We start from the raw sequence: 20,020 nt of genomic DNA on the forward strand, positions 1-20,020 counted from the left end.
GCTGTGGCGAGACCGAATGCGGACCCGCTCGAATCGGAGGATAGACGACGATCCACTCCGCCCGCCGCCCGAACCGGGGCGGCCTTGGCCGCAGAAAGCACCGTCCACTCCAGGTCAGCGGCGTGCGAGCGGCTCGGGCAGATGGTCGAACCCATGCGGCGGACTCCCTACTCCATGCTCTGTGACTGACGTCTCTCCGTGACTGACGTCCCGATGTCCGCTACAACCGCGTGTGCGTGCGCATCATTCCCGCAGCCCGCGGGCCCAGTCCCACACCGCGTCCGTGATCACCCGCAGCGTCTCGCTCTCGCTGACCCCGGCGCGCTTGGGGACAGCGAACCCGTGATCCCCGTACGGGACTTCCACGAGCTCGTAGGCCCCCTCGGGGAACTCCGGGGGCTTCCCGAAAGGATCATTGCCGCCCTGCACGACAAGGACCGGCACCCCCGCGCCGAGCAGTTCGTCGGCGCGGGACTTCTCGGGACGGCCCGGCGGATGCAACGGAAAACTCAGCGCGAGCGCCCCGGCGGCTCCTAGCTCGGCCGCGGTCCGGCAGGCGACGCGGGCCCCCGCACTGCGCCCACCGGCGACGACCGGCAGCCCGGGCTTCGCCAGTACCGGCCAGACGCCGCGCCATCCGGCGTCAAGCGTCCTGGGCGCGGGGGCGACCTTCTTCCCGGCCACCCGCCAGGGCTGCTCCACCAATGCGACCGTGACCCCCTCCGCGGTCAGTGTGTGGGCGACGGCCTGCAGATCCCGCGCCTCGATCCCACCCCCGGCCCCATGCCCGAGCCCCAGCACCAGCCGGGCACTCCGGGCGGCATGCCAGGTGACGCGGGCCTCGCCGGCGTCTGTCTCCACGATCTCGATCCGACTCACGCTTCCATCCTGCCCCCGCGAGGCGTGCGACACGGCCGCGCCGCGACGGGGTGGTGTCAGAACAGCGTCCCCTCCTCCGGGGCCGCCAGTTCCTCCACCAGCTCCGGCCCGTTGTTCCGCACATTGCTGACCGCGGTCGTCACCGCGTACGCCCGCATCAGCCCCTCCGGCGGCGGCTCCAGCATCGTCCGCAGTTCGTCCAGGTCCGTCTTCGACGGGTCCAGCCATGTGTCCCAGCGGTCCGGAGTCAGCATCAGCGGCATCCGCGGGTGGATGTCCGAGAGCGAGCGCGGGCCCTCCTCCGGGGACACCCCCAGCGGTCCCTTCTCCGCCTCCGTCGTGATCACCGAGCAGGTCACCCACCACGCCCGCGGATGGTCGTCCGGCAGCGTCCGGTCCCGCCAGAACTCGTACAGCCCCGCCATCGCGAACACCGATCCGTCTGCAGGCGTCACAAAATACGGCTGCTTCCGCGGGCGCTTCTTCCTGCCCTCGACCTCGAGTTCGCGCTCCCCCGCCCCGGTCACCCACTCGTAATAGCCGTCCGCCGGCAGGATGCAGCGCCGCGAGACGAACGGCTTGCGGAAGGACGGCTTCTCGTGAATCGTCTCGGCCCGCGCGTTGATCATCCGCGCCCCGCCCTCGGGCGACTTGGCCCACGACGGCACGAGACCCCATTTCAGCGCCCGCATTTGGCGAACCGGACGCGGATCCGGGGCGTCTTTCACAGGACGCTCGAGAATCCCGTAGACGTCCTTGGTGGGAGCCACGTTCCAGTCGGGCGCCAGCGTCTCCTCCGGATCCCACTTCTCGACCTCGAAGAGTCCTGCGAGATCCTCGGGCCTACGACTCGCTGCATACCGTCCGCACATGAGTGCCAGACTGCCACTCCTGCCCGCCGCCCGAGGAGCCGCCCGAGAAATGGCCATCACACAGTCCGCCACCGATCTCTGGGACCGCGTCATCGGTACTCAGCCCGCCCCCGACGAATGGCTTGTCGTCATCGCCGGGGTGATCGCTCTCGGCGCCGTCGCACCCCACCCGATATGGCGGATCTCGCGCAACACCATCACGATCGCCCACGAGGGCGGCCACGGCCTTGTCGCGCTGCTCACCGGCCGCCGGCTCGACGGCATCCGGCTGCACTCCGACACCAGCGGCCTCACGGTCAGCCGTGGCAAGCCCACGGGCATCGGCATGATCCTTACGGCGGCCGCGGGCTACACCGCGCCGCCGCTCCTCGGACTGGGCGGCGCCTGGCTGCTCGCAGCGCACCACGTCACGCTGCTTCTGTGGCTGGCCACCGCCCTGCTCATCGCGATGCTGGTGATGATCCGCAATGCGTACGGCGCCCTCACCGTGATCCTCACCGGGGCCGCCTTTCTCCTCGTGTCGTGGCTGACAGAACCCGAAGTACAGTCCGCCTTCGCCTACGCGGCCGTCTGGTTCCTGCTGCTCGGCGGCGTACGGCCGGCCTTCGAGCTCCAGTCCAAGCGCCGTCACGGCGGGGCCCCGGACTCGGACGCCGACCAGTTGTCCCGGCTGACCCATGTACCGGCTGCGATGTGGCTGTTTCTGTTCCATGCCGTGTCCCTGTGCTCTCTGATCGGCGGCGGCCGCTGGCTGCTGGGCCTGTGAACACCCGCCGGCGTGCGGACGGACCCGGAAACCTGACCGGCCAAGCCCACTATCACTCCCCGGTTACGCCCCGATTTCGCCACTTTTGATCAAGATCCTGGTCTTCGCGGAACCACTAAAGTGATGGCCATGACCGAAAGCTCCGTGCACCCCGCCCTCTGGCCCGCCCCCTACGCGACCGGAGCCGTCGAAGCGACGGTGACCGTGCCCGGGTCCAAATCGGTCACCAACCGGGCCCTGGTGCTGGCGGCCCTGGCCGCCGAACCCGGCTGGCTGCGCCGCCCGCTGCGCTCCCGGGACAGTTTTCTGATGGCCGAGGCCTTGCGCGCGCTGGGTGTCGGCATCGAGGAAGGCGTCGGCCCCGACGGCGAGGGCGAGACATGGCGGGTGATCCCCGCCGGTCTGCACGGCCCTGCCACGGTCGACGTCGGCAACGCCGGTACGGTGATGCGCTTCCTTCCCCCCGTCGCCGCGCTGGCCGACGGCGTGGTCCGCTTCGACGGTGACCCCCGTTCCTACGAACGCCCGCTGCACGGCGTGATCGACGCGCTGCGCGTCCTCGGTGCCCGTATCGACGACGACGGCCGCGGCTCGCTCCCGATGACCGTGTTCGGCAGCGGCGCGCTGGACGGCGGTCCGGTGGAGATCGACGCCTCCTCGTCCTCGCAGTTCGTCAGTGCCCTTCTGCTGTCCGCACCGCGCTTCAACCAGGGCGTGGAGGTACGCCACATCGGCGGCACCCTCCCGTCCATGCCGCACATCCGGATGACCGTCGACATGCTCCGCGCGGTCGGCGCCCAGGTCGACGAGCCCGAGACCGGCGGCGAGCCCAATGTCTGGCGGGTCTCGCCCTCCGCCCTGCTCGGCCGCGATCTGACGGTCGAGCCGGATCTGTCCAACGCCCAGCCGTTCCTCGCCGCCGCGCTGATCACCGGCGGCCGGGTCACCATCCCCGACTGGCCCGAGCGCACCACACAGCCCGGTGACGCGCTGCGCGGGATCTTCACCGAGATGGGCGGTTCCTGCGAGCTGACCGAGTCGGGTCTGACGTTCACCGGCACGGGCCGTATCCACGGCATCGACGTCGATCTCGGCGAGGTCGGCGAACTGACCCCGGGCATCGCGGCGGTCGCGGCGCTCGCCGACTCCCCCTCCACACTGCGCGGCGTGGCACATCTGCGCCTCCACGAGACGGACCGCCTCGCGGCCCTGACCAAGGAGATCAACGAACTCGGCGGCGATGTCACCGAGACCGAGGACGGGCTGCACATCCGCCCGCGTCCGCTGCACGGCGGCGTCTTCCACACGTACGACGACCACCGCATGGCCACGGCGGGCTCCGTCATCGGCCTCGCCGTCGAGGGCGTACAGATCGAGAACGTGGCGACGACCGGCAAGACCCTGCCCGACTTCCCGCGGATGTGGGCCGGAATGCTCGGGGCCTGACGACCGATGCGCCGCTACGGCAAGCACACCGACGAGGACGACATCCGGTCGCGCCCCAACCGCAAGGGCAACCGGCCCCGTTCCAATATCCGCCCCAAGCACGAGGACGCCGTCGAGGGCATGATCCTGACGGTCGACCGGGGTCGGCTCACCTGCCTCGTCGAGGACCGCGTGGTGATCGCCATGAAGGCCCGCGAACTGGGCCGCAAGGCCGCCGTGGTGGGCGACCGTGTCGGCATCGTCGGCGATCTGTCCGGCGAGAAGGACACCCTCGCGCGCATCGTGCGCATCGAGGAGCGCAAGTCGGTGCTGCGCAGGACCGCCGACGACGACGATCCGTACGAGCGCGTGGTGGTCGCCAACGCCGACCAGTTGGCGATCGTGACGGCGCTGGCCGATCCGGAACCGCGCCCGCGGCTGATCGACCGCTGCATCGTCGCGGCGTACGACGGCGGGCTCACCCCGCTTCTCGTACTGACCAAGTCGGATCTGGCCTCGCCCGACGAACTGCTGGAGAAGTACGGAGCGCTGGGCGTCCCCCATATCGTCACCACGCGCGACGAGTTCGTGGACGGCGCCGCGGCCGACCGGGTCTACGAGCACCTCCGGGGAAGGACCACGGTGTTCGTCGGGCACTCCGGCGTCGGCAAGACGACTCTGGTCAACGCCCTTGTCCCGAAGGACCGTCGACGCAGCACGGGCGTTGTCAACGCGGTCACCGGCCGCGGCCGGCACACCACCACATCGGCGCTGGCCCTTCCGCTCTCGGGCAAGGAGGGCGGCTGGGTGATCGACACCCCGGGCGTGCGCTCATTCGGTCTGCACCATGTCGATCCGTCCCGCGTGATCCTCGCGTTTCCCGATCTCGTGCCGGGTACGGAGGGCTGTCCGCGGGCATGCAGTCACGACGAGCCGGACTGCGCCCTCGACGAGTGGGTGGCCGAGGGTCACGCGGATCCCGCGCGGCTCTATTCGCTGCGGCGCCTGCTGGCCACGAGGGAACGACGCGAGGGGGACTGACTCGCGCACGTTTGCGGTCCACTGCAGTTGGTAAGTGCATAATCGCACCAAGTCCGACGAAGCAGTCACCGACTGATGCGGGAGGCACAGCATGGCGTGGCTGCTGGTGGTGGTAGCCGGAATCCTGGAGACGGGGTTCGCGGTCTGCCTCAAGCTCTCGCACGGGTTCACCAGGCTGTGGCCGACCATCGCGTTCGCCGCCTTCGCCCTGGGCAGCTTCGGTCTGCTGACACTCGCCCTGAGGAAGCTCGACGTGGGTCCCGCGTACGCGGTGTGGACGGGCATCGGCGCGGCGGGCACCGCGATCTACGGAATGATCTTCCTTGGCGACCTGGTGTCCACTCTCAAGATCGTCTCGATCACGCTGGTGATCGTCGGCGTCATCGGTCTCCAGCTGTCGGGTTCGACGCACTGACGGGCCCGGCGACCGACCCACCGGCTGAATCACCGCCCGAATTACCGCCCGAATCACCCTCTGGTCCGCCGACAGCCGTCCGCACCAACTGTCCGACGGCTTCGCCGATGGGTGCGACCACATAGGAGAGCGCGAGCCGTGCGGCGAGCTCGCAGCGGCGTGCCACGTCCGCCGGCTCCTCCTTCGTCCGCCCGTCGGGCAGCCCTTGTTCCAGCGCCGCCACCGAGCGGTCCCGTACGGCCGCAACCAGATCCGCCGGGGACGGCGGCCCCGCGTCGGCGCGCCGCTGGGCGGGCACCCCGGACAGCACGGCACCCCGGCGGGCCGGCCTCGGCGCGGGCATTCGCTCGCCCCAGCAGGCGGTGAGCAGGGCCCGCAGCAGCGGCTTCGCGCGCGCCTCGGCGACGGTCCACTCGGCGACGGCGACCAGCCGGTCCGCGGCCCCGGTCCGCTCGGCAAGCAGCCGCTCCACACCATGGAGATACGCATCGGCCTCCCGCCGCACCAGCGCGCGGGCGAGACCGTCCTTGCTGCCGAACTCGTTGTAGAGGGTCTGCCGCGAGACTCCGGCGGCGGAGGCGACATCGACCATCCGCACACCCGACCAGGGCAGATCGGCGAGCGCCGCGAGGGCGGCGCTCAGCAAGGACTCGCGCGCTGTAGGCATCGTCGCCTCCCCGGCCGTGCGGCTCTGCGCCCGTGCGCCTGTCAGCCGTGCGGCACTGCGCTCAGAGTTGACGCGCGGCCATCCGCTGTCAATAGCCATGCCGGACAGGCCCGGAAGCCGGGCGGGACTGGGCCCCGGACGGCCCGCTTGAGCCCCGATAGAGTGATGACCATGCCCGATTACCACGACGATCTGCGTCTCGCCCATGTCCTCGCGGACGCCGCCGACGCCGCCACGATGGACCGGTTCAAGGCTCTGGACCTGAAGGTCGAGACCAAGCCGGACATGACGCCGGTGAGCGAGGCCGACAAGGCGGCGGAGGAGCTGATCCGAGGACAGCTCCAGCGGGCGCGGCCGCGTGACGCGATCCTCGGCGAGGAGTACGGCATCGAGGGCACGGGCCCGCGGCGCTGGGTGATCGATCCGATCGACGGCACCAAGAACTATGTGCGCGGAGTGCCGGTCTGGGCGACGCTGATCTCGCTGATGGTGCAGGGCGAGGGCGGCTATCAGCCCGTCGTGGGCGTGGTGTCGGCCCCGGCGCTCGGCCGCCGCTGGTGGGCTGCTCAGGGCGGTGGCGCGTACACCGGGCGCAGTCTGAGCTCGGCGACCCGGCTGCGGGTCTCCAAGGTCGGCCGGATCCAGGACGCCTCATTCGCGTACTCCTCGCTGAGCGGCTGGGAGGAGCAGGGGCGGCTCGACGGCTTCCTCGATCTGACCCGGGCCTGCTGGCGCACACGCGGCTATGGCGACTTCTGGCCCTACATGATGGTCGCCGAGGGTTCTGTGGACATCTGCGCCGAGCCGGAACTGTCACTCTGGGACATGGCGGCCACAGCGATCGTCGTCCAGGAGGCGGGCGGATCCTTCACCGGTCTCGACGGACGCCCTGGTCCGCACAGTGGCAACGCCGCCGCGTCCAACGGCGTGCTCCACGAAGAGCTGCTGGGCTATCTCAACCAGCGCTACTGACAGTCACCAGATATTCAACTGGCGGGTATGTACACCCTTTTCCGTCCCTGCACGCCCCCTTGCTGCCCCGCCCCAGGACTGCGACTCTAAGAGTCCCCCCACTTGTGAATTTGTGAATCGGTTCCCGAAACGACCGATCCACCAAGGAGGTGGCTCCATCCATGCTCGTCCGTGACGCCATGAGCACGGTGGTCCTCACCATCGGACCCGCACACACACTCCGCCAGGCAGCCCGCCTGATGGCCGCGCGCCGCGTCGGCGCCGCCGTCGTACTCGACGGCGACGCGGGCGGCCTCGGCATTCTGACCGAGCGCGACATCCTGAACTCGGTGGGTACGGGGCAGAACCCCGATCTGGAGCTCGCCGGCACCCACACCACCACCGACGTCGTCTTCGCCGCGCCGTCATGGACCCTGGAGGAGGCCGCGGAGGCCATGACACACGGCGGCTTCCGGCATCTGATCGTGCTCGACAACGACGGACCCGTCGGCATCGTCTCCGTACGCGACATCATCCGCTGCTGGACCCCGGCACGGCGCCACCCGGCAACGCTCGCCGGATAGGCCGGAGGGCCGGACCCACGACTGACCGACTGAATCCGGCCCTCGCCCACCGGGCTCGTACCACGATGGACTTTGTCCAAATCGAGGAAGCATCCAAAGTCACACCTGTTCGGGATCTGGGTCGCACCACTGTTAGGCTGACCCTTATGAGTGACCTGTTGGAACGACTTCGCGGACGCGGCTGGCGCATGACGGCGCAGCGGCGTGTCGTGGCTGAGGTCCTCGACGGCGACCATGTCCACCTCACGGCTGACGAGGTGCACGCGCGCGCCGTGACGAGGCTGCCCGAGATCTCCCGGGCGACGGTCTACAACACACTGGGCGAGCTGGTCAGCCTCGGAGAGGTCCTCGAGGTTTCGACGGACCGCCGCGCCAAGCGGTACGACCCGAACGCGCACCGCCCGCACCAGCACCTGGTCTGTGCCCAGTGCGGAGCGATCCGCGACGTCCACCCCGCGGGCAATCCGCTGGCGGACCTCCCGGACTCGGAGCGCTTCGGCTTCACGATCTCGGACGTCGAGGTGACCTACCGGGGCACGTGCCCGAACTGTGCGTCGGCCTAGAGCCTGCCGAAAGGCCCGGCACCGCACGGTGCCGGGCCTTTCGCGTACCAGTTCCGCAGATGACGACGGTTCCGCACATGACGAAGGCCCGGATCCTGATGGATCCGGGCCTTCGTCTTCAGTAGCGGGGACAGGATTTGAACCTGCGACCTCTGGGTTATGAGCCCAGCGAGCTACCGAGCTGCTCCACCCCGCGTCGGTGAACACAACACTACGTCACCCCGCCGACCAGCGCAAATCGATATTCGTCTCTGCATCCGCTCTGCATCAGCTCTTCATTCGCCCGCATCGGCTGCTACGCCGTGAGCTCCTGGTGGAGCACATCGCGTAGCCGCGCCGCACGCTCCGCCACCTCGGCGGGTCCCAGCTCGACGGCGCGTGCGCACCACCGCTGTCCCTCGGTCAGCTCGCCCCTGCGGGCCGCGAGCAGCGCCAGGCGCAGTGCCGCCCGGCCGTGCCCCGCGCGGGCCGCACGGGCCCACCACAGGGCCGCCTCGCGCTCATTGCCCTCGCGGGCCAGGAGAAGCCCGAGGTTGAAGGCGCCGTTGCGGCTGCCCGCCTCGGCGGCCTCCCGATACCAGCGTGCGGCATCGGCCGTGTCTCCGCGAGCGGCGGCAAGCATCCCGACCCGCACCTGGGCACGCCGGTGCCCCTGCTCGGCGGCACGCTCGTACCACTCCTCGCACTCGCTCTTCTCCGCCATCGGCTCGCCGAGAGCGGGCGGGCCCGGCGGCGGCTGACGGGAGTCGAGCACGGTGGCGAGCCGGAACGCGGCCTCGGCGCTGCCGCCGCCCGCCGCGCAGCGCAGATGACGCTCCGCGGCCTGCTCGTCGCCGTCCCTGAGCAGCGCGATACCGACCTGGAGGGCGGCCTCGGTGTGCCCGGCTGCCGCTGCCCGCTCGTACCAGGTCAGAGCCGTAGGGTCGTCGTCCCGGCCGGCGTGGAGGATCCCCAGGTTGAAGGCGGCGTCGACGCTTCCCGCCTCCGCGGCCTTGGAGAACCAGGGCTCGGCGCCGGTCGCGTCCCCGGCCTGCAGCAGCAGTACGGCGAGCGCGTTGGCGGCCTCGCGGTGGCCCGCGTAGGCGGCGCGTCGGTACCACTGCTCGGCCTGCGGCGTGCGGTCCTGGGCGGCGCAGAGCAGCCCCAGGTTGTAGGCGCCGTTGACGTCGCCCGCGTCCATGGCAGCGCGGTACCAGCGCTCGGCGGTCTGCTGCTCACCGCGGGCGGCGTGCAGCGCGCCGAGGGCGTTGGCGGCATTGCCGTCACCGTCCTGCGCGGCGCGCAGCCACCAGACGGCTGCGCTCTCCTCGTCACCGGCGTCGCGCAGCAGGAACCCGAGCGCGCAAGCGGCGCGGGCCTCTCCGTCCTTGGCGGACGTGAGGTACCAGCGACCGGCCTCCTTGAGCTCGCCGCGCTTCTCAAGGATCGCGCCGAGGTGCAGCGCGGCCCGCCGGTGCCCACGCGCGGCGGCCTGCCGGTACCACTGGGCTGCCTCGTCGAGTGCGGAGAGCTCGCCGCCGTCGCCGCCGTCTTCGAGCGCGAGGACACCGGATGCCCGGGCACCTGCAGCGGGACCGCCTGCGCCGTCACCGGCACCCGACGCAGCGGGCGCACCGGGCGCACCCGAAACGGCAGCCGGGACCGCGTCCCCGCCGCCCGCACCGCTTTGTCCAGCCCGCAGGTGGGGCGTCCGCACCTGCACAGCGTCCTGCGTACGCCCCAGAACCAGGCCCACGTCCCCGCCCGCGCGTGCCTCCTCCGCCGCCCGGCGCTCCAGGGCGCGCGCCAGCCGGTAGGCCGCCTCACGGTGTCCCTGCTCGGCCGCAGCGCGCAGCCAGCGCTCCGCGCCCACGTCGCTGCGATGCTCCAGCAGGTCGGCGAGGGCGTACGCCCCCAGCGCGTGCCCCTGCTCGGCGGACTGGCGCAGCCAGTACTCCGCGGCGGGCTCGTCGCCGCGCTCACGGAAGTGGCGCCCCAGCGCATGCGCCGCGGCCGCGGAACCGGCGACGGCGGCGATACGCCACCATCCGGCCGCCTCGTCGGCGTACCCCCGCTGGTGGAGCAGGACACCCAGGTTGTTCGCAGCCGCGCGGTCGCCCTCGGCGGTCGCGGCACGCAGGTACGGCTCGGCGCCGGCGAGGTCGCCGCGGCGCAGCATCAGCGCGCCGAGCACACTCATCGACGCGGTGTCGCCGCTTTCGGCGGCGCGCCGGTGCCGCGCCTCGGCCCCGGCGGTCTCCACCGAGTCGGCACTTCCACCACCGCCGGCACCGTCAACGTTGTCAGCGGCTTCGGCAGAACTGATCGCATCCGCCACGTCTGCGGTAAGCCGCTGCACAAACCGCCCTGTCTCCAACAGAGTTGCCCTGTCCCCCATAAAATCCATCGTCGCACCACCCGCAACCCGCGTACACCTGGTATACCGCAGCCAGTGAGGTCACTTCAGCGTTTTGTCGACATGCCCACAGAGAGATAAGTCAAACACGCCGAACCCCAACTCGCGCCACGCGGCACACAGTTCTCACCAGAAGCACATACGCACGAAGAGGGCCCGGATCCTCAATGGATCCGGGCCCTCTTTCATGTCAGTAGCGGGGACAGGATTTGAACCTGCGACCTCTGGGTTATGAGCCCAGCGAGCTACCGAGCTGCTCCACCCCGCGTCGTTGTGTTGCAACCGTACCACGGTGCGGGATGGTGCCTGCTCAGCTGCCCTCAGCCTCGGTCAGCCGCCCTTGGACGGGGTGGCCGTCGGGCTGGGCTTGGACTGCGCCTCGGAGAGCCTGCGCAGCGCATCGTCAAGAGCCTCCTGGGCCCTGCCGTACGCCTCCCAGTCCTTCGGGTCCTTCGCGAGCGCCGCCTCGGCGTCCTGATGCGCCTTCAGGGCGTCCGCGATGGCAGCCTTCGTCGCCGCGTCACCGGTCGCCGGCGGCTTGGTGCCCGGCGGCGGTGTCGTCGTCGGTGGCTGCTCCGTGCCTGGCTGTGCGAAGGCCGCATCGAGCGCTTCTGGGAGGCTGTCCTTGAAGACCGGCTTGCCTCCGCCGTAGGCGACCGCGACCTTCTTCAGCAGCGGGTAGTTCGCGCTGCCGCCGCGTGCGTACACCGGCTCGATGTAGAGGAAGCCGCCGTCGAGCGGCACCGTGAGCAGGTTGCCGTACTCGATGTCCGAGTCGGTGCCTCTGAGGTCCCGGACGAAGGTCGCGACCTCCGGCACACCGTTGAGCTCACTCTGGACCTGTTGTGGACCTTGTACGGTCTCGGTGACTCTCAACAGTCTTATCGTGCCGTACTTTTCGCTGTTGGCATCCGCGTCGACCGCCATGAACGCGCCCAGATTGGGGCGCCCGGCCGGCGTGAACGTCGTCGTCAGCGAGAACTTCTGCGCCTGGTCCCCGGGCATCTTCAGGCTCAGGTAGTACGGCGGGACGGCGCTGGTGTCCTTGTTCGTCGGGTCGTCCGGCACCTGCCAGGCGTCCGAGCCACTGTAGAACTGCTCGGGCTCGGTGACGTGGTACCGGGTGAGCAGCTCGCGCTGCACCTTGAACATGTCCTGCGGGTACCGGAGATGGGCCTTGAGCGAGTGCGAGATCTCGTCCTTCGCCTTCACCGTGCCCGGGAACGCCTTCATCCAGGTCTTGAGCACCGGATCCTCGGTGTCCCACTGGTACAGGTTGACCGTGCCGTCGTACGCGTCGACGGTGGCCTTCACCGAGTTGCGGATGTAGTTGACCTGGTTCTGCTGGGCGACCACCGCGCGCTGATTGGTCGTCAGTGAGTCCGCCGTGGTGTCCCCCAGCGTCGTACGCGAGGCGTAGGGATAGCCGTTGGTCGTGGTGTACGCATCGACGATCCACTGGATCCGGCCGTCGACGACCGCCGGGTAGGCGTCGCCGTCGATGGTCAGCCAGGGAGCGACCGCTTCGACGCGCTCCTTGGGCGTGCGGTTGTACAGAATCCGCGAGCCCTCGCCGACGGCTCCCGAGTACAGGATCTGCGGCTCGCTGAAGGCGACGGCGTACGCGGCGCGGTTGAGCGGGTTGGAGAGGTTGACTCCGCTCTTGCCCTTGTAACTCGTGTACTTGGTGGGCCCGACACTCGCCTCGTAGTCGAGCTCCTTCTGCGGGCCACCGACGATGGAGTACTGCTCGGTCTTCTCGCCGTAGTAGATCCGCTGCTCGTAGGTGCCGAGCTGCCCGCCGGTCGGCATTCCGGACTCGGTGAAGTCGGGCGAGCCGACCGTGCCCTTGTCCGGATCCGTGATGGTGTTCGTGCCCTTGGCCGCGATCGCGCCATAGCCATGGGTGTAGGTGAAGTGGTCGTTGATCCAGTTGCGCTTCTGGATGCCCTTGATGTTGAGCTCGCGCAGCCCGATGACCGTGTCCTGCGGCTTGCCGTCCGTTCCGGGATACCGGTCGACGTCCAGAGTCGCGGGGAACTGGTAGTACTTGCGCTCCTGCTGGAGCTGCTGGAAGGCGGGCGAGACGACGTTCGAGTCGACAAGTCGGTAACTCGCGGCCGAAGGAGCGGCGGCGCGCTGCTGGGCCTTCCGCCTGGTGTCACCCTTGCCGGCGTAGTCCTCGGGGTCGGCCTTGTCGATGCCGTACGCGTGCCGCGTGGCCTCGATGTTCTTCTTGATGTACGGGCTTTCCTTGGCCTGTTCGTTCGGCTGGACCTGGAACTTCTGCACGATCGCCGGGTAGAGGCCGCCGATGAGGATCGCGGACAGCACCATCAGCCCGAAGCCGATCACCGGGAGCTGCCAGGTACGGCGCCACAGCGTCGCGAAGAACAGGAGAGCGCAGATGACGGCGATGCAGAACAGGATGGTCTTCGCCGGGAGGTAGGCGTTGGCGTCGACGTACCGCAGTCCCGTCCAGTTGCCGGTGGCCTTGAAGTCGCTGGACTTCACCGCGAGGCCGTACCGGTCGAGCCAGTACGCCACGGCCTTGAGCGAGACGAAGACGCCGAGCAGCACCGAGAGATGCCCGGTGGCAGCGCCGGTCGCGCGCGCACCGGGGCTGGTGATGCGCAGCCCGCCGTACAGGTAGTGCGTCAGGGCGGCGCCGATCAGCGAGAGCACGGCGGCCGCGAAGCCGAAGCCGAGCAGGAAGCGGTACCAGGGCAGATCGAACGCGTAGAACGACACGTCCATCTGGAACTGCGGGTCCTTCTGACCGAAGGACACGCCATTGACCCACATCAGCCAGGTGCGCCACTGACCGGTGGCGGAGGCTCCGGCGATCAGCCCGACGAGAGTGGTGATCCCGAGGAGCACCCACTTCTTGTACGGCGCGATGCCCATCCGGTACCGGTCGAGGCTCTGCTGCTCCATTGACATCGCGCTCAGCGGGGGGCGCAGCCGGTGAGCGAGCCAGATGTTGATGCCGACCGCTGCGGCCATCAGCAGCCCGAAGACGGCGAACAGTCCGACCTTGGTCCACAGGGTGGTGGTGAAGACGGAGGAGTAGTGCACGGACCGGTACCAGAGCCAGTCGGTCCAGAACCCGGCGAACATGACGAAAGCCATGGCCAGAACAGCCAGGACGCCCAGCGTCATGAGCAGGGTGCGGACACGCCGGGACGGCCGGCCCACTCTGATCCGTGGCCCGGTCGGGCCTCCGCCACGGTCCGGCATCTGGAAAGCCAACGTGCGCACCTCGAAGTTCGCGGTCGTGTGAAACGGGCCCCGCGATCGTAGAGCCCACTAGTGCAACTTACTGATGCTTTACCTAGTTCCCGTCTCGGGGCCGGAAGGAGGCAGGATATTGGCCATGCCCAACGTTTCTCCTTCCGGCCCCCCGATGGCCGCCAGCCCGCTGACCCGCGCCGTGCTCGAAATCGACGAGTACGCGTCCGGCCTCGGCTGGGACCAGCCGGCGAGGCTCTTCGCGCTCGTCGACACCGCACAACTGCGTTCCCAGGAGCCGGGCCTCGCGGCCCAGCTCGGCCTCAACGCCGACGAAGCGGCCGCGCCACTGACCCCGATCGAGCAGGACGAGATTCCGGTCGGCACCCCGCTGGACGAGTTCCTCGCAACGATCGCCTGGCCGGACGCGGTGGCTGGCTGCGCGCTGACGGTGGAGCGCCAGATGCTCCCGCCCTCGGCGGAGTCCTCCGTCCCGGCCGGCCTCGACGACAAGGCCCTCACCAAGTGGGTCTCGTCCCACCCCGACCGCCAGGAGGTCCGTATGACGGTCGCGGTCCTTCGTGACGGCACCCGCGAATCGGCGCTGCGCCTGCGCGAAAAGGACTCCCCGAACGAGGTCCTGACGGGCTCCGCCCTCATTCCGGGCCTGGCGGAGGCGCTCGCGGCGACGTTCGAGGCGTAACCACTTCCGCTGACGCCGCCGTACCGGGCCCGGGGTCCGGTACGGCGGCGTCGGCCCGGAACAGCCCGGAACCGGCCACCAAGCCCAGGCGCGGCGCGAAGCGAAGCGAGCGCAGGTCGAACACAGGCGCTTACGCCCGATCCAGAGGCCGGGCCCAGTCCCGGATCAGCCTGCCGCGCAGCCCACCAAGCCCGCCGTGTCCCCCGACCGGATCTTCTCCAACGACTTCGTCGCATCGGCGATCGTGTTGACCTTCACCAGCGTCAGCCCCTCCGGAATGTCCGACGCCGCCGCCGCGCAGTTCTCGCTCGGCGTCAGGAAGTACTCCGCCCCCGCGTTCCGCGCCCCCACCAGCTTCATCTCGATCCCCCCGATCGGACCGACCTTCCCCTTGTCGTCGATCGTCCCGGTCCCCGCCACGAACTTCCCGCCGGTCAGGTCCGCCGGCGTCAGCTTGTCGACGATCCCGAGGGCGAACATCAGCCCCGCACTCGGCCCCCCGACGTCCGCCAGGTTGATGTCGATGCCGAACGGGAACGTGTGGTCGGTCCCTGCCTGGATGCCGACGATCGCCCGGTCGTCCTTGTCCGCCTTCACCGTGGTGATGGTGACCTTCTCGGTGGTGTCCGGCTCCTTGCCCGCCTTCTCCGCCGCTGCCGCCTCCTTCGCGGGCACGATCGTGAAGACCACGTCCTGGCCGGGCTTGTGCTTCACGACCAGCTTCGCGACGTCGCCCGGCTCCTTCACCGCCGTACCGTCCACCGCGCGGATCACATCGCCCGCGTGAAGGCGGTTCTCCGACGGCGTGCCCTTGAGGACCGTGGACACCACGACCCTCGACTTCACCGGGATCTTCAGCTGCTGAAGTGCCGCGACCTTGGCGCTCTCCTGCGACTGGGTGAACTCCTCGGCGTTCTCCTGTGTCGACTGTTCTTCGGTCTTCCCGTCCGGATAGAGCGTGTCGTGCGGCACCACCACGTTGTCGTGGGCCAGCCATCCGTACACCGCCTCGACGAGGTTCATGTTGTAGTCCGCACCGGTGACCCTGACCGTCGTCATGTTGAGATGGCCGCTCGTCGGGTACGTCTTGCGGCCCGAGATCTGCAGGACCGGCTCGCCACCGGCCGCGCCGAGCGTGTTGACCGTCGGCCCGGGCGACATCTCCGAATACGGCACTTTGATGAACACCCCGGCGCAGAGCAGCGCGATAAAAATCAGGGTGGAGGCGAGCATCGTCGCGGTGCGGCGTGGCATGGAACGACAGTACGGGACGGGTCTGTCAGTGCACCGCCGGGGCCGGTCCGTACGTGGCATCTTGGCAACTGCGTACGGTCAGCGGCAGGGTCCCCCCGGTTCATGCGGCGTGGGCGGCGTCAGGCGGCGTCGGTACCGGAGCCCGCCCTCTCCATCGCGTCGCGAAAGCGCGCATAACCGGCAAGCTCGGCAACATCCCCGGACGTCCGGTTACGTGAAGCCCAGCTCCCCCATATCGCAGCACCGACGGCGGCGAAAAGCGGAATCAGCAGCCAAGCGAGTGCCGCCATCGCGACCCCCTTACCCCATGAACATACGCAACTGAGTGATCAACAGATTAGTGTCTGCGAGTTCAACACTCATGGCAGGGTGGCGGTTACGCAAATCAGGGGCTTGGTGACGCTCCGGGTTTCAGCCGATCTCGCCTCAGCAGGCGCCGACCCACTCCTCCGTGCCGTCGGAGAACTTCTGGTGCTTCCAGATCGGCACTTCGTGCTTGAGGTCGTCGATCAGCTTCCGGCAGGCCTCGAAGGCCTCGCCCCGGTGCGGGCACGAAACGGCGACGACGACCGCCAGATCGCCGACCGCCAGATCACCCACACGATGGACCGCTGCAAGCGCCCGCACAGGAAAATCCGCCGCCACCTTCTCGGCGATACGGCGCATCTCGGCCTCCGCCGTGGGATGGCAGGAGTACCCCAGCGTGTCCACGTCCGCGCCGCCGTCGTGATTGCGCACGGTGCCGACGAAGAGCGCGATGCCGCCGGCCGCATCGTCGCCGACGGCCGCGAAGACCTCGTCGACGGAGAGCGGGGTGTCGCGGATCGCGAGCAGACGGATGGGGTCCTGGGCCGCCTGCTCACCGGGGTGGTCGTAGGTGCTTGCCATGCCGTCCATCGTGCCGTACGCCACTGACATCGCGGAATAGCCCATTCGACCGGCCGGGGCGGCACCACCTTGGAGGCTCCTACATACGGCGCCTCGCCTTGCGCGCACGCCGCACCAGAGCGGCCGTACCGAGCAGGGCCACCGTCGCACCCGCGGCGCCGGCGGCGGTCGCGTCCTTGCGGCCGAGGCGGCGGCCCGCGACCGTGTGGCGGCCCTCCACCTCCTCCAGCAGCGCTGCCAGAACCTCCTCATTGGTCCACTGGGGACGCCAGCCCGCGTCGTGGAGCCGGCTCACACTGACCACCCAGGGGTGCATCGTGTACGCCAGGTCCCCTGCGGGGGACGGGGTGAGGCCGATCCGGTGGAGCCGAGCCGCCGCGCCCAGGGCGACCGCCGACGGCAGCTCCATCCGGCGGATGCCGCTGAGCTCCTCGACCTCCTCCTGTTCGAGCCAGCCGTCGCAGCCGACCGCAAGCTCGCCGTCGACCTTCTCCAGCGCGGCATACTCCAGGGCGCTCACCAGGTCCTCGACATGGCAGAACTGCCAGGTGGGACGGGATCCGGCGACCACAAGGAGGCGCGGCGACTCGAAGTAGCGGGTCAGTGCGGTGTCGGTACCGCCCACCAGGACGGCGGGCCTTACCACCGTGACGTTCAGCCCGGGGTGGGCGCGCGGCGCACGGCGGCCCAGGCGTTCGATCTCCAGCAGGTCACCGACGCCCGTGGCCTCGGCGGTTGCGCGCAGCTCCGCGTCCTCCGAGAGGGGGATGTCGTTCTCGGCGAGCGCCCCGTAGACCATGGCCGAGGTGCACAGGACGACCCGGTGGACGCCTGCCGCCGCGGCGGCGGTCAGGACGGTCTGTGTGCCGCGCACGTTGTATGCCGTACGGGCGGCCGGGTCGGTCTCCAGGTCGAGGTCGAGCGCCAGGTGCACCACCACGTCCGCGCCCCGCAGCTTCTCGGCGATGGCCGGGTCGCGTACGTCGAGAATGTGCCACTGCGCCTCGGAGGTCTCGCCCCGGCGCTCGTCGATCGCGATGACCTGCTTGACCTCGTCGGACCCGGCAAGGCGCCGGGTGAGCAGGTCACCGACGCCCGTGGCGGCACCGGTGATCGCGACGACGGGGCCATGTCCGGTGGACCCGCGGCCCGTGGCCGAGGTCTGGGTTGAGCGGTTTCGCGCTGCGCGAACCTGCGGATCTGGGGAACTCACCAGGCGTCTCCAGCGGTTGTCTTCAGTACGTGAGCGTATGAACGCGTACGCACCAGGTGCGTCCATCCTGCCGCAGGCCAAAGGTCGGCGGAGCACTGAGCCCATATGCGGCCCGCATGTCTACGCTGGGTGGTGATGTCGGGCAGCCGCCGCCGGCAGGAAGCCGGCGGCCCTACGAGCCGAGGAAACCCGTGAGTGACACCCCATTCGGATTCGGCCTTCCGCCGGAGGAGCCGGAGAACGGCGACGAGGGCAAGAAGAAGGAACCCGCCGGAGGTGGCCAGGGCTCCGGCGGGCCTTCGCCTGCCAATCCCTTCGGTTTCGGCTCCGCTGGCGGTGCGGACAATCCGTTCGCCGCGATGTTCGGCTCCCTGAACCCGAACGACCTGGGGGCGGCCTTCCAGCAGCTCGGCCAGATGCTGAGCTACGAGGGCGGTCCCGTGAACTGGGACATGGCCAAGCAGATCGCGCGCCAGACGGTCTCCCAGGGCACGCCGGACGGCACCAAGGACCAGAGCGTCGGCCCGGCCGAGCGCACCGCAGTCGAGGAGGCCGTGCGCCTCGCCGACCTGTGGCTGGACGGAGCGACCTCGCTTCCTTCCGGCGCCGGTACAGCCGTGGCGTGGAGCCGGGCCGAGTGGGTCGAGGCGACCCTTCCGGCGTGGCAGCAGCTCGTCGATCCGGTCGCCGAGCGCGTCGGTCTGGCCATGGGCGATGTGCTGCCCGAGGAGATGCAGGCCATGGCGGGCCCGCTGATCGGCATGATGCGCTCCATGGGCGGCGCGATGTTCGGCCAGCAGATCGGCCAGGCCGTGGGCGTGCTGGCCGGAGAGGTGGTCGGCTCGACCGACATCGGTCTGCCGCTCGGCCCGGCCGGCAAGGCCGCGCTCCTTCCACTGAACATCGATGCGCTCGGCAAGGACCTCGGTGTGCCCAGGGAGGAGGTGCGGCTGTATCTCGCCCTGCGCGAGGCCGCCCACCAGCGGCTCTTCGCGCACGTGCCGTGGCTGCGCTCGCATCTGTTCGGCGCGGTCGAGGCGTACGCACGCGGGATCAAGGTCGACACGAGCAAGCTGGAGGACGTGGTCGGCCAGTTCGACCCGCAGAACCCCGAGCAGCTTCAAGAAGCCCTCCAGCAGGGCATGTTCCAGCCGGAGGACACCCCCGAGCAGAAGGCGTCGTTGGCCCGTCTGGAGACCGCGCTGGCGCTCGTCGAGGGCTGGGTGGACGCGGTGGTCCACGAGGCGGCGTCGACCCGGCTGACCTCCGCGGCCGCCCTGCGCGAGACGCTGCGCAGGCGGCGGGCATCCGGCGGCCCGGCCGAGCAGACGTTCGCGACGCTGATCGGCCTTCAGCTGCGTCCGCGACGGCTGCGGGACGCCTCCCGGCTGTGGGCATCACTCACCGACGCCCGGGGCGTGGACGGGCGCGACAGCCTGTGGGCGCACCCGGACATGCTGCCGACAGCCGACGATCTCGACGACCCGGACGGCTTCGTCCACCGTGAGCAGCTCGACTTCTCCGAGCTGGACAAGATGCTCGGCGAGGCCGCGGGCGGGAACAAGCCGAATCTCGACAAGGATCTCGGCACGGACGACGAGGGCGACAAGGACCAGTGAGCCTGCACGACGACGCGGTCCTCACACTGAAGAGCTACGAGGACCAGGAAGAGCTGCGCCGGCTCTATCTGGACCATCTGGCGGCGCATCCAGACGGAATGTGGAAGGCCTGCGAGGCGGGGCACGTCACGGCCAGTGCGCTGGTCGTCGACCCCGGGCGCGGGCGGGTGCTGCTGACCCTGCACAAGAAGCTGGGCATGTGGCTGCAGATGGGAGGCCACTGCGAGCCGGACGACACGACACTTGCCGCCGCCGCGCTGCGCGAGGCCACGGAGGAGTCGGGGATCAGCGGCCTGACGCTGCTGCCCGGTGGCCCCGTACGGCTCGACCGGCACCCGATTCCGGCGCCCTGCCACTGGCATCTCGATGTGCAGTACGCGGCGCTGGCTCCGTCCGGAGCCGTCGAGGAGATCAGCGAGGAGTCGCTGGATCTGCGCTGGTTCGCCTACGACGAGGTGGCCGATGTGGCCGACAAGTCGGTCGTACGACTGCTTGAGCTGACGCGCGCGGCTCTGTAGCGAGCAATAGGTACGTAAGGGGGCGGCCTCCGAGGA

The 20,020-nt window shown here is 69.7% G+C and carries 18 protein-coding genes and 2 tRNA genes; 10 read left to right on the top strand and 10 right to left on the bottom strand.

The annotated features are described in order from the left end of the window. Positions 1-243: 243 nt before the first annotated feature. On the bottom strand, positions 244-879 hold the full coding sequence (locus FBY35_RS11975) for an alpha/beta family hydrolase (protein ID WP_142213779.1): 636 nt from the start codon (positions 877-879) through the stop codon (positions 244-246). A gap of 56 nt (positions 880-935) precedes the next feature. Then, complete coding sequence (locus FBY35_RS11980) at positions 936-1,751, bottom strand: SOS response-associated peptidase (RefSeq protein WP_142213780.1); 816 nt, start codon at positions 1,749-1,751, stop codon at positions 936-938. Positions 1,752-1,800: 49 nt separating this feature from the next. Between FBY35_RS11980 and FBY35_RS11985 the strand changes: the two genes are divergently transcribed. From FBY35_RS11985 to FBY35_RS12000, 4 genes are all read left to right on the top strand, one after another. After that, positions 1,801-2,517 (top strand): M50 family metallopeptidase, encoded by a 717-nt coding sequence (locus tag FBY35_RS11985; protein ID WP_142213781.1) that lies wholly within the window; start codon positions 1,801-1,803, stop codon positions 2,515-2,517. A 129-nt stretch (positions 2,518-2,646) separates the two neighbouring features. Further along, positions 2,647-3,963, top strand: coding sequence for a 3-phosphoshikimate 1-carboxyvinyltransferase (aroA, locus tag FBY35_RS11990; protein ID WP_142213782.1), 1,317 nt, complete (start codon positions 2,647-2,649; stop codon positions 3,961-3,963). Positions 3,964-3,969: 6 nt separating this feature from the next. Beyond that, entirely contained in the window at positions 3,970-4,983 is a 1,014-nt protein-coding gene (gene rsgA / locus FBY35_RS11995) for a ribosome small subunit-dependent GTPase A (RefSeq protein ID WP_142213783.1), read from the top strand. 91 nt (positions 4,984-5,074) lie between these two features. Then, positions 5,075-5,398 (top strand): multidrug efflux SMR transporter, encoded by a 324-nt coding sequence (locus FBY35_RS12000; protein WP_142213784.1) that lies wholly within the window; start codon positions 5,075-5,077, stop codon positions 5,396-5,398. Here the strand turns inward: FBY35_RS12000 and FBY35_RS12005 are convergent. Beyond that, complete coding sequence (locus FBY35_RS12005; RefSeq protein ID WP_142213785.1) at positions 5,364-6,065, bottom strand: TetR/AcrR family transcriptional regulator; 702 nt, start codon at positions 6,063-6,065, stop codon at positions 5,364-5,366. The genes FBY35_RS12000 and FBY35_RS12005 overlap by 35 nt on opposite strands. Positions 6,066-6,236: 171 nt before the next feature. On the opposite strand from FBY35_RS12005, the gene hisN reads away from it, so the two are divergent. The 3 genes from hisN to FBY35_RS12020 all read left to right on the top strand — a co-directional run bounded on the left by hisN (position 6,237) and on the right by FBY35_RS12020 (position 8,163). Then, positions 6,237-7,037 carry a histidinol-phosphatase gene (gene hisN, locus FBY35_RS12010; RefSeq protein ID WP_142213786.1) on the top strand — a complete coding sequence of 267 codons (801 nt, stop codon included), beginning with the start codon at positions 6,237-6,239 and terminating at the stop codon, positions 7,035-7,037. A gap of 161 nt (positions 7,038-7,198) precedes the next feature. Continuing rightward, positions 7,199-7,600 (top strand): cyclic nucleotide-binding/CBS domain-containing protein, encoded by a 402-nt coding sequence (locus tag FBY35_RS12015; protein ID WP_142213787.1) that lies wholly within the window; start codon positions 7,199-7,201, stop codon positions 7,598-7,600. A 146-nt stretch (positions 7,601-7,746) separates the two neighbouring features. After that, a complete protein-coding gene (locus tag FBY35_RS12020) occupies positions 7,747-8,163 on the top strand; it encodes a Fur family transcriptional regulator (protein ID WP_142213788.1) in 417 nt (138 codons plus the stop codon). A gap of 122 nt (positions 8,164-8,285) precedes the next feature. On the opposite strand, the gene FBY35_RS12025 is transcribed toward FBY35_RS12020, so the two are convergent. The 4 genes from FBY35_RS12025 to FBY35_RS12040 form a co-directional block, all read right to left on the bottom strand. Further along, positions 8,286-8,359, bottom strand: a tRNA-Met gene (locus FBY35_RS12025). Between the two features lie 99 nt (positions 8,360-8,458). Next, entirely contained in the window at positions 8,459-10,549 is a 2,091-nt protein-coding gene (locus FBY35_RS12030) for an SEL1-like repeat protein (RefSeq protein WP_142213789.1), read from the bottom strand. Positions 10,550-10,752: 203 nt separating this feature from the next. Further along, positions 10,753-10,826 (bottom strand) — tRNA-Met (locus FBY35_RS12035). A gap of 62 nt (positions 10,827-10,888) precedes the next feature. Beyond that, positions 10,889-13,798, bottom strand: coding sequence for a UPF0182 family protein (locus FBY35_RS12040; protein WP_186356986.1), 2,910 nt, complete (start codon positions 13,796-13,798; stop codon positions 10,889-10,891). A 136-nt stretch (positions 13,799-13,934) separates the two neighbouring features. Between FBY35_RS12040 and FBY35_RS12045 the strand changes: the two genes are divergently transcribed. Continuing rightward, positions 13,935-14,492, top strand: coding sequence for a PPA1309 family protein (locus FBY35_RS12045; protein WP_142213790.1), 558 nt, complete (start codon positions 13,935-13,937; stop codon positions 14,490-14,492). A gap of 165 nt (positions 14,493-14,657) precedes the next feature. On the opposite strand, the gene FBY35_RS12050 is transcribed toward FBY35_RS12045, so the two are convergent. The 3 genes from FBY35_RS12050 to FBY35_RS12060 all read right to left on the bottom strand — a co-directional run bounded on the left by FBY35_RS12050 (position 14,658) and on the right by FBY35_RS12060 (position 17,847). After that, positions 14,658-15,746: a PDZ domain-containing protein gene (locus FBY35_RS12050; RefSeq protein ID WP_142213791.1), complete on the bottom strand. Its 1,089-nt coding sequence runs from the start codon at positions 15,744-15,746 to the stop codon at positions 14,658-14,660. 426 nt (positions 15,747-16,172) lie between these two features. Next, the gene (locus FBY35_RS12055; protein WP_142213792.1) at positions 16,173-16,634 is read right to left on the bottom strand and encodes a molybdenum cofactor biosynthesis protein MoaE; all 462 of its coding nucleotides are present in this window, start codon (positions 16,632-16,634) and stop codon (positions 16,173-16,175) included. Positions 16,635-16,713: 79 nt separating this feature from the next. Then, on the bottom strand, positions 16,714-17,847 hold the full coding sequence (locus FBY35_RS12060; RefSeq protein WP_142213793.1) for an SDR family oxidoreductase: 1,134 nt from the start codon (positions 17,845-17,847) through the stop codon (positions 16,714-16,716). 191 nt (positions 17,848-18,038) lie between these two features. Between FBY35_RS12060 and FBY35_RS12065 the strand changes: the two genes are divergently transcribed. After that, positions 18,039-19,466, top strand: a complete 1,428-nt coding sequence (locus FBY35_RS12065; protein WP_142213794.1) for a zinc-dependent metalloprotease — start codon at positions 18,039-18,041, stop codon at positions 19,464-19,466. Then, on the top strand, positions 19,463-19,984 hold the full coding sequence (locus FBY35_RS12070; protein ID WP_142213795.1) for an NUDIX hydrolase: 522 nt from the start codon (positions 19,463-19,465) through the stop codon (positions 19,982-19,984). Before FBY35_RS12065 ends, FBY35_RS12070 begins: the two co-directional genes overlap by 4 nt. The last annotated feature ends 36 nt before the right edge of the window (positions 19,985-20,020 follow it).

Origin of the sequence: Streptomyces sp. SLBN-118, from assembly GCF_006715635.1 — a bacterium.
Lineage (GTDB): Bacteria > Actinomycetota > Actinomycetes > Streptomycetales > Streptomycetaceae > Streptomyces.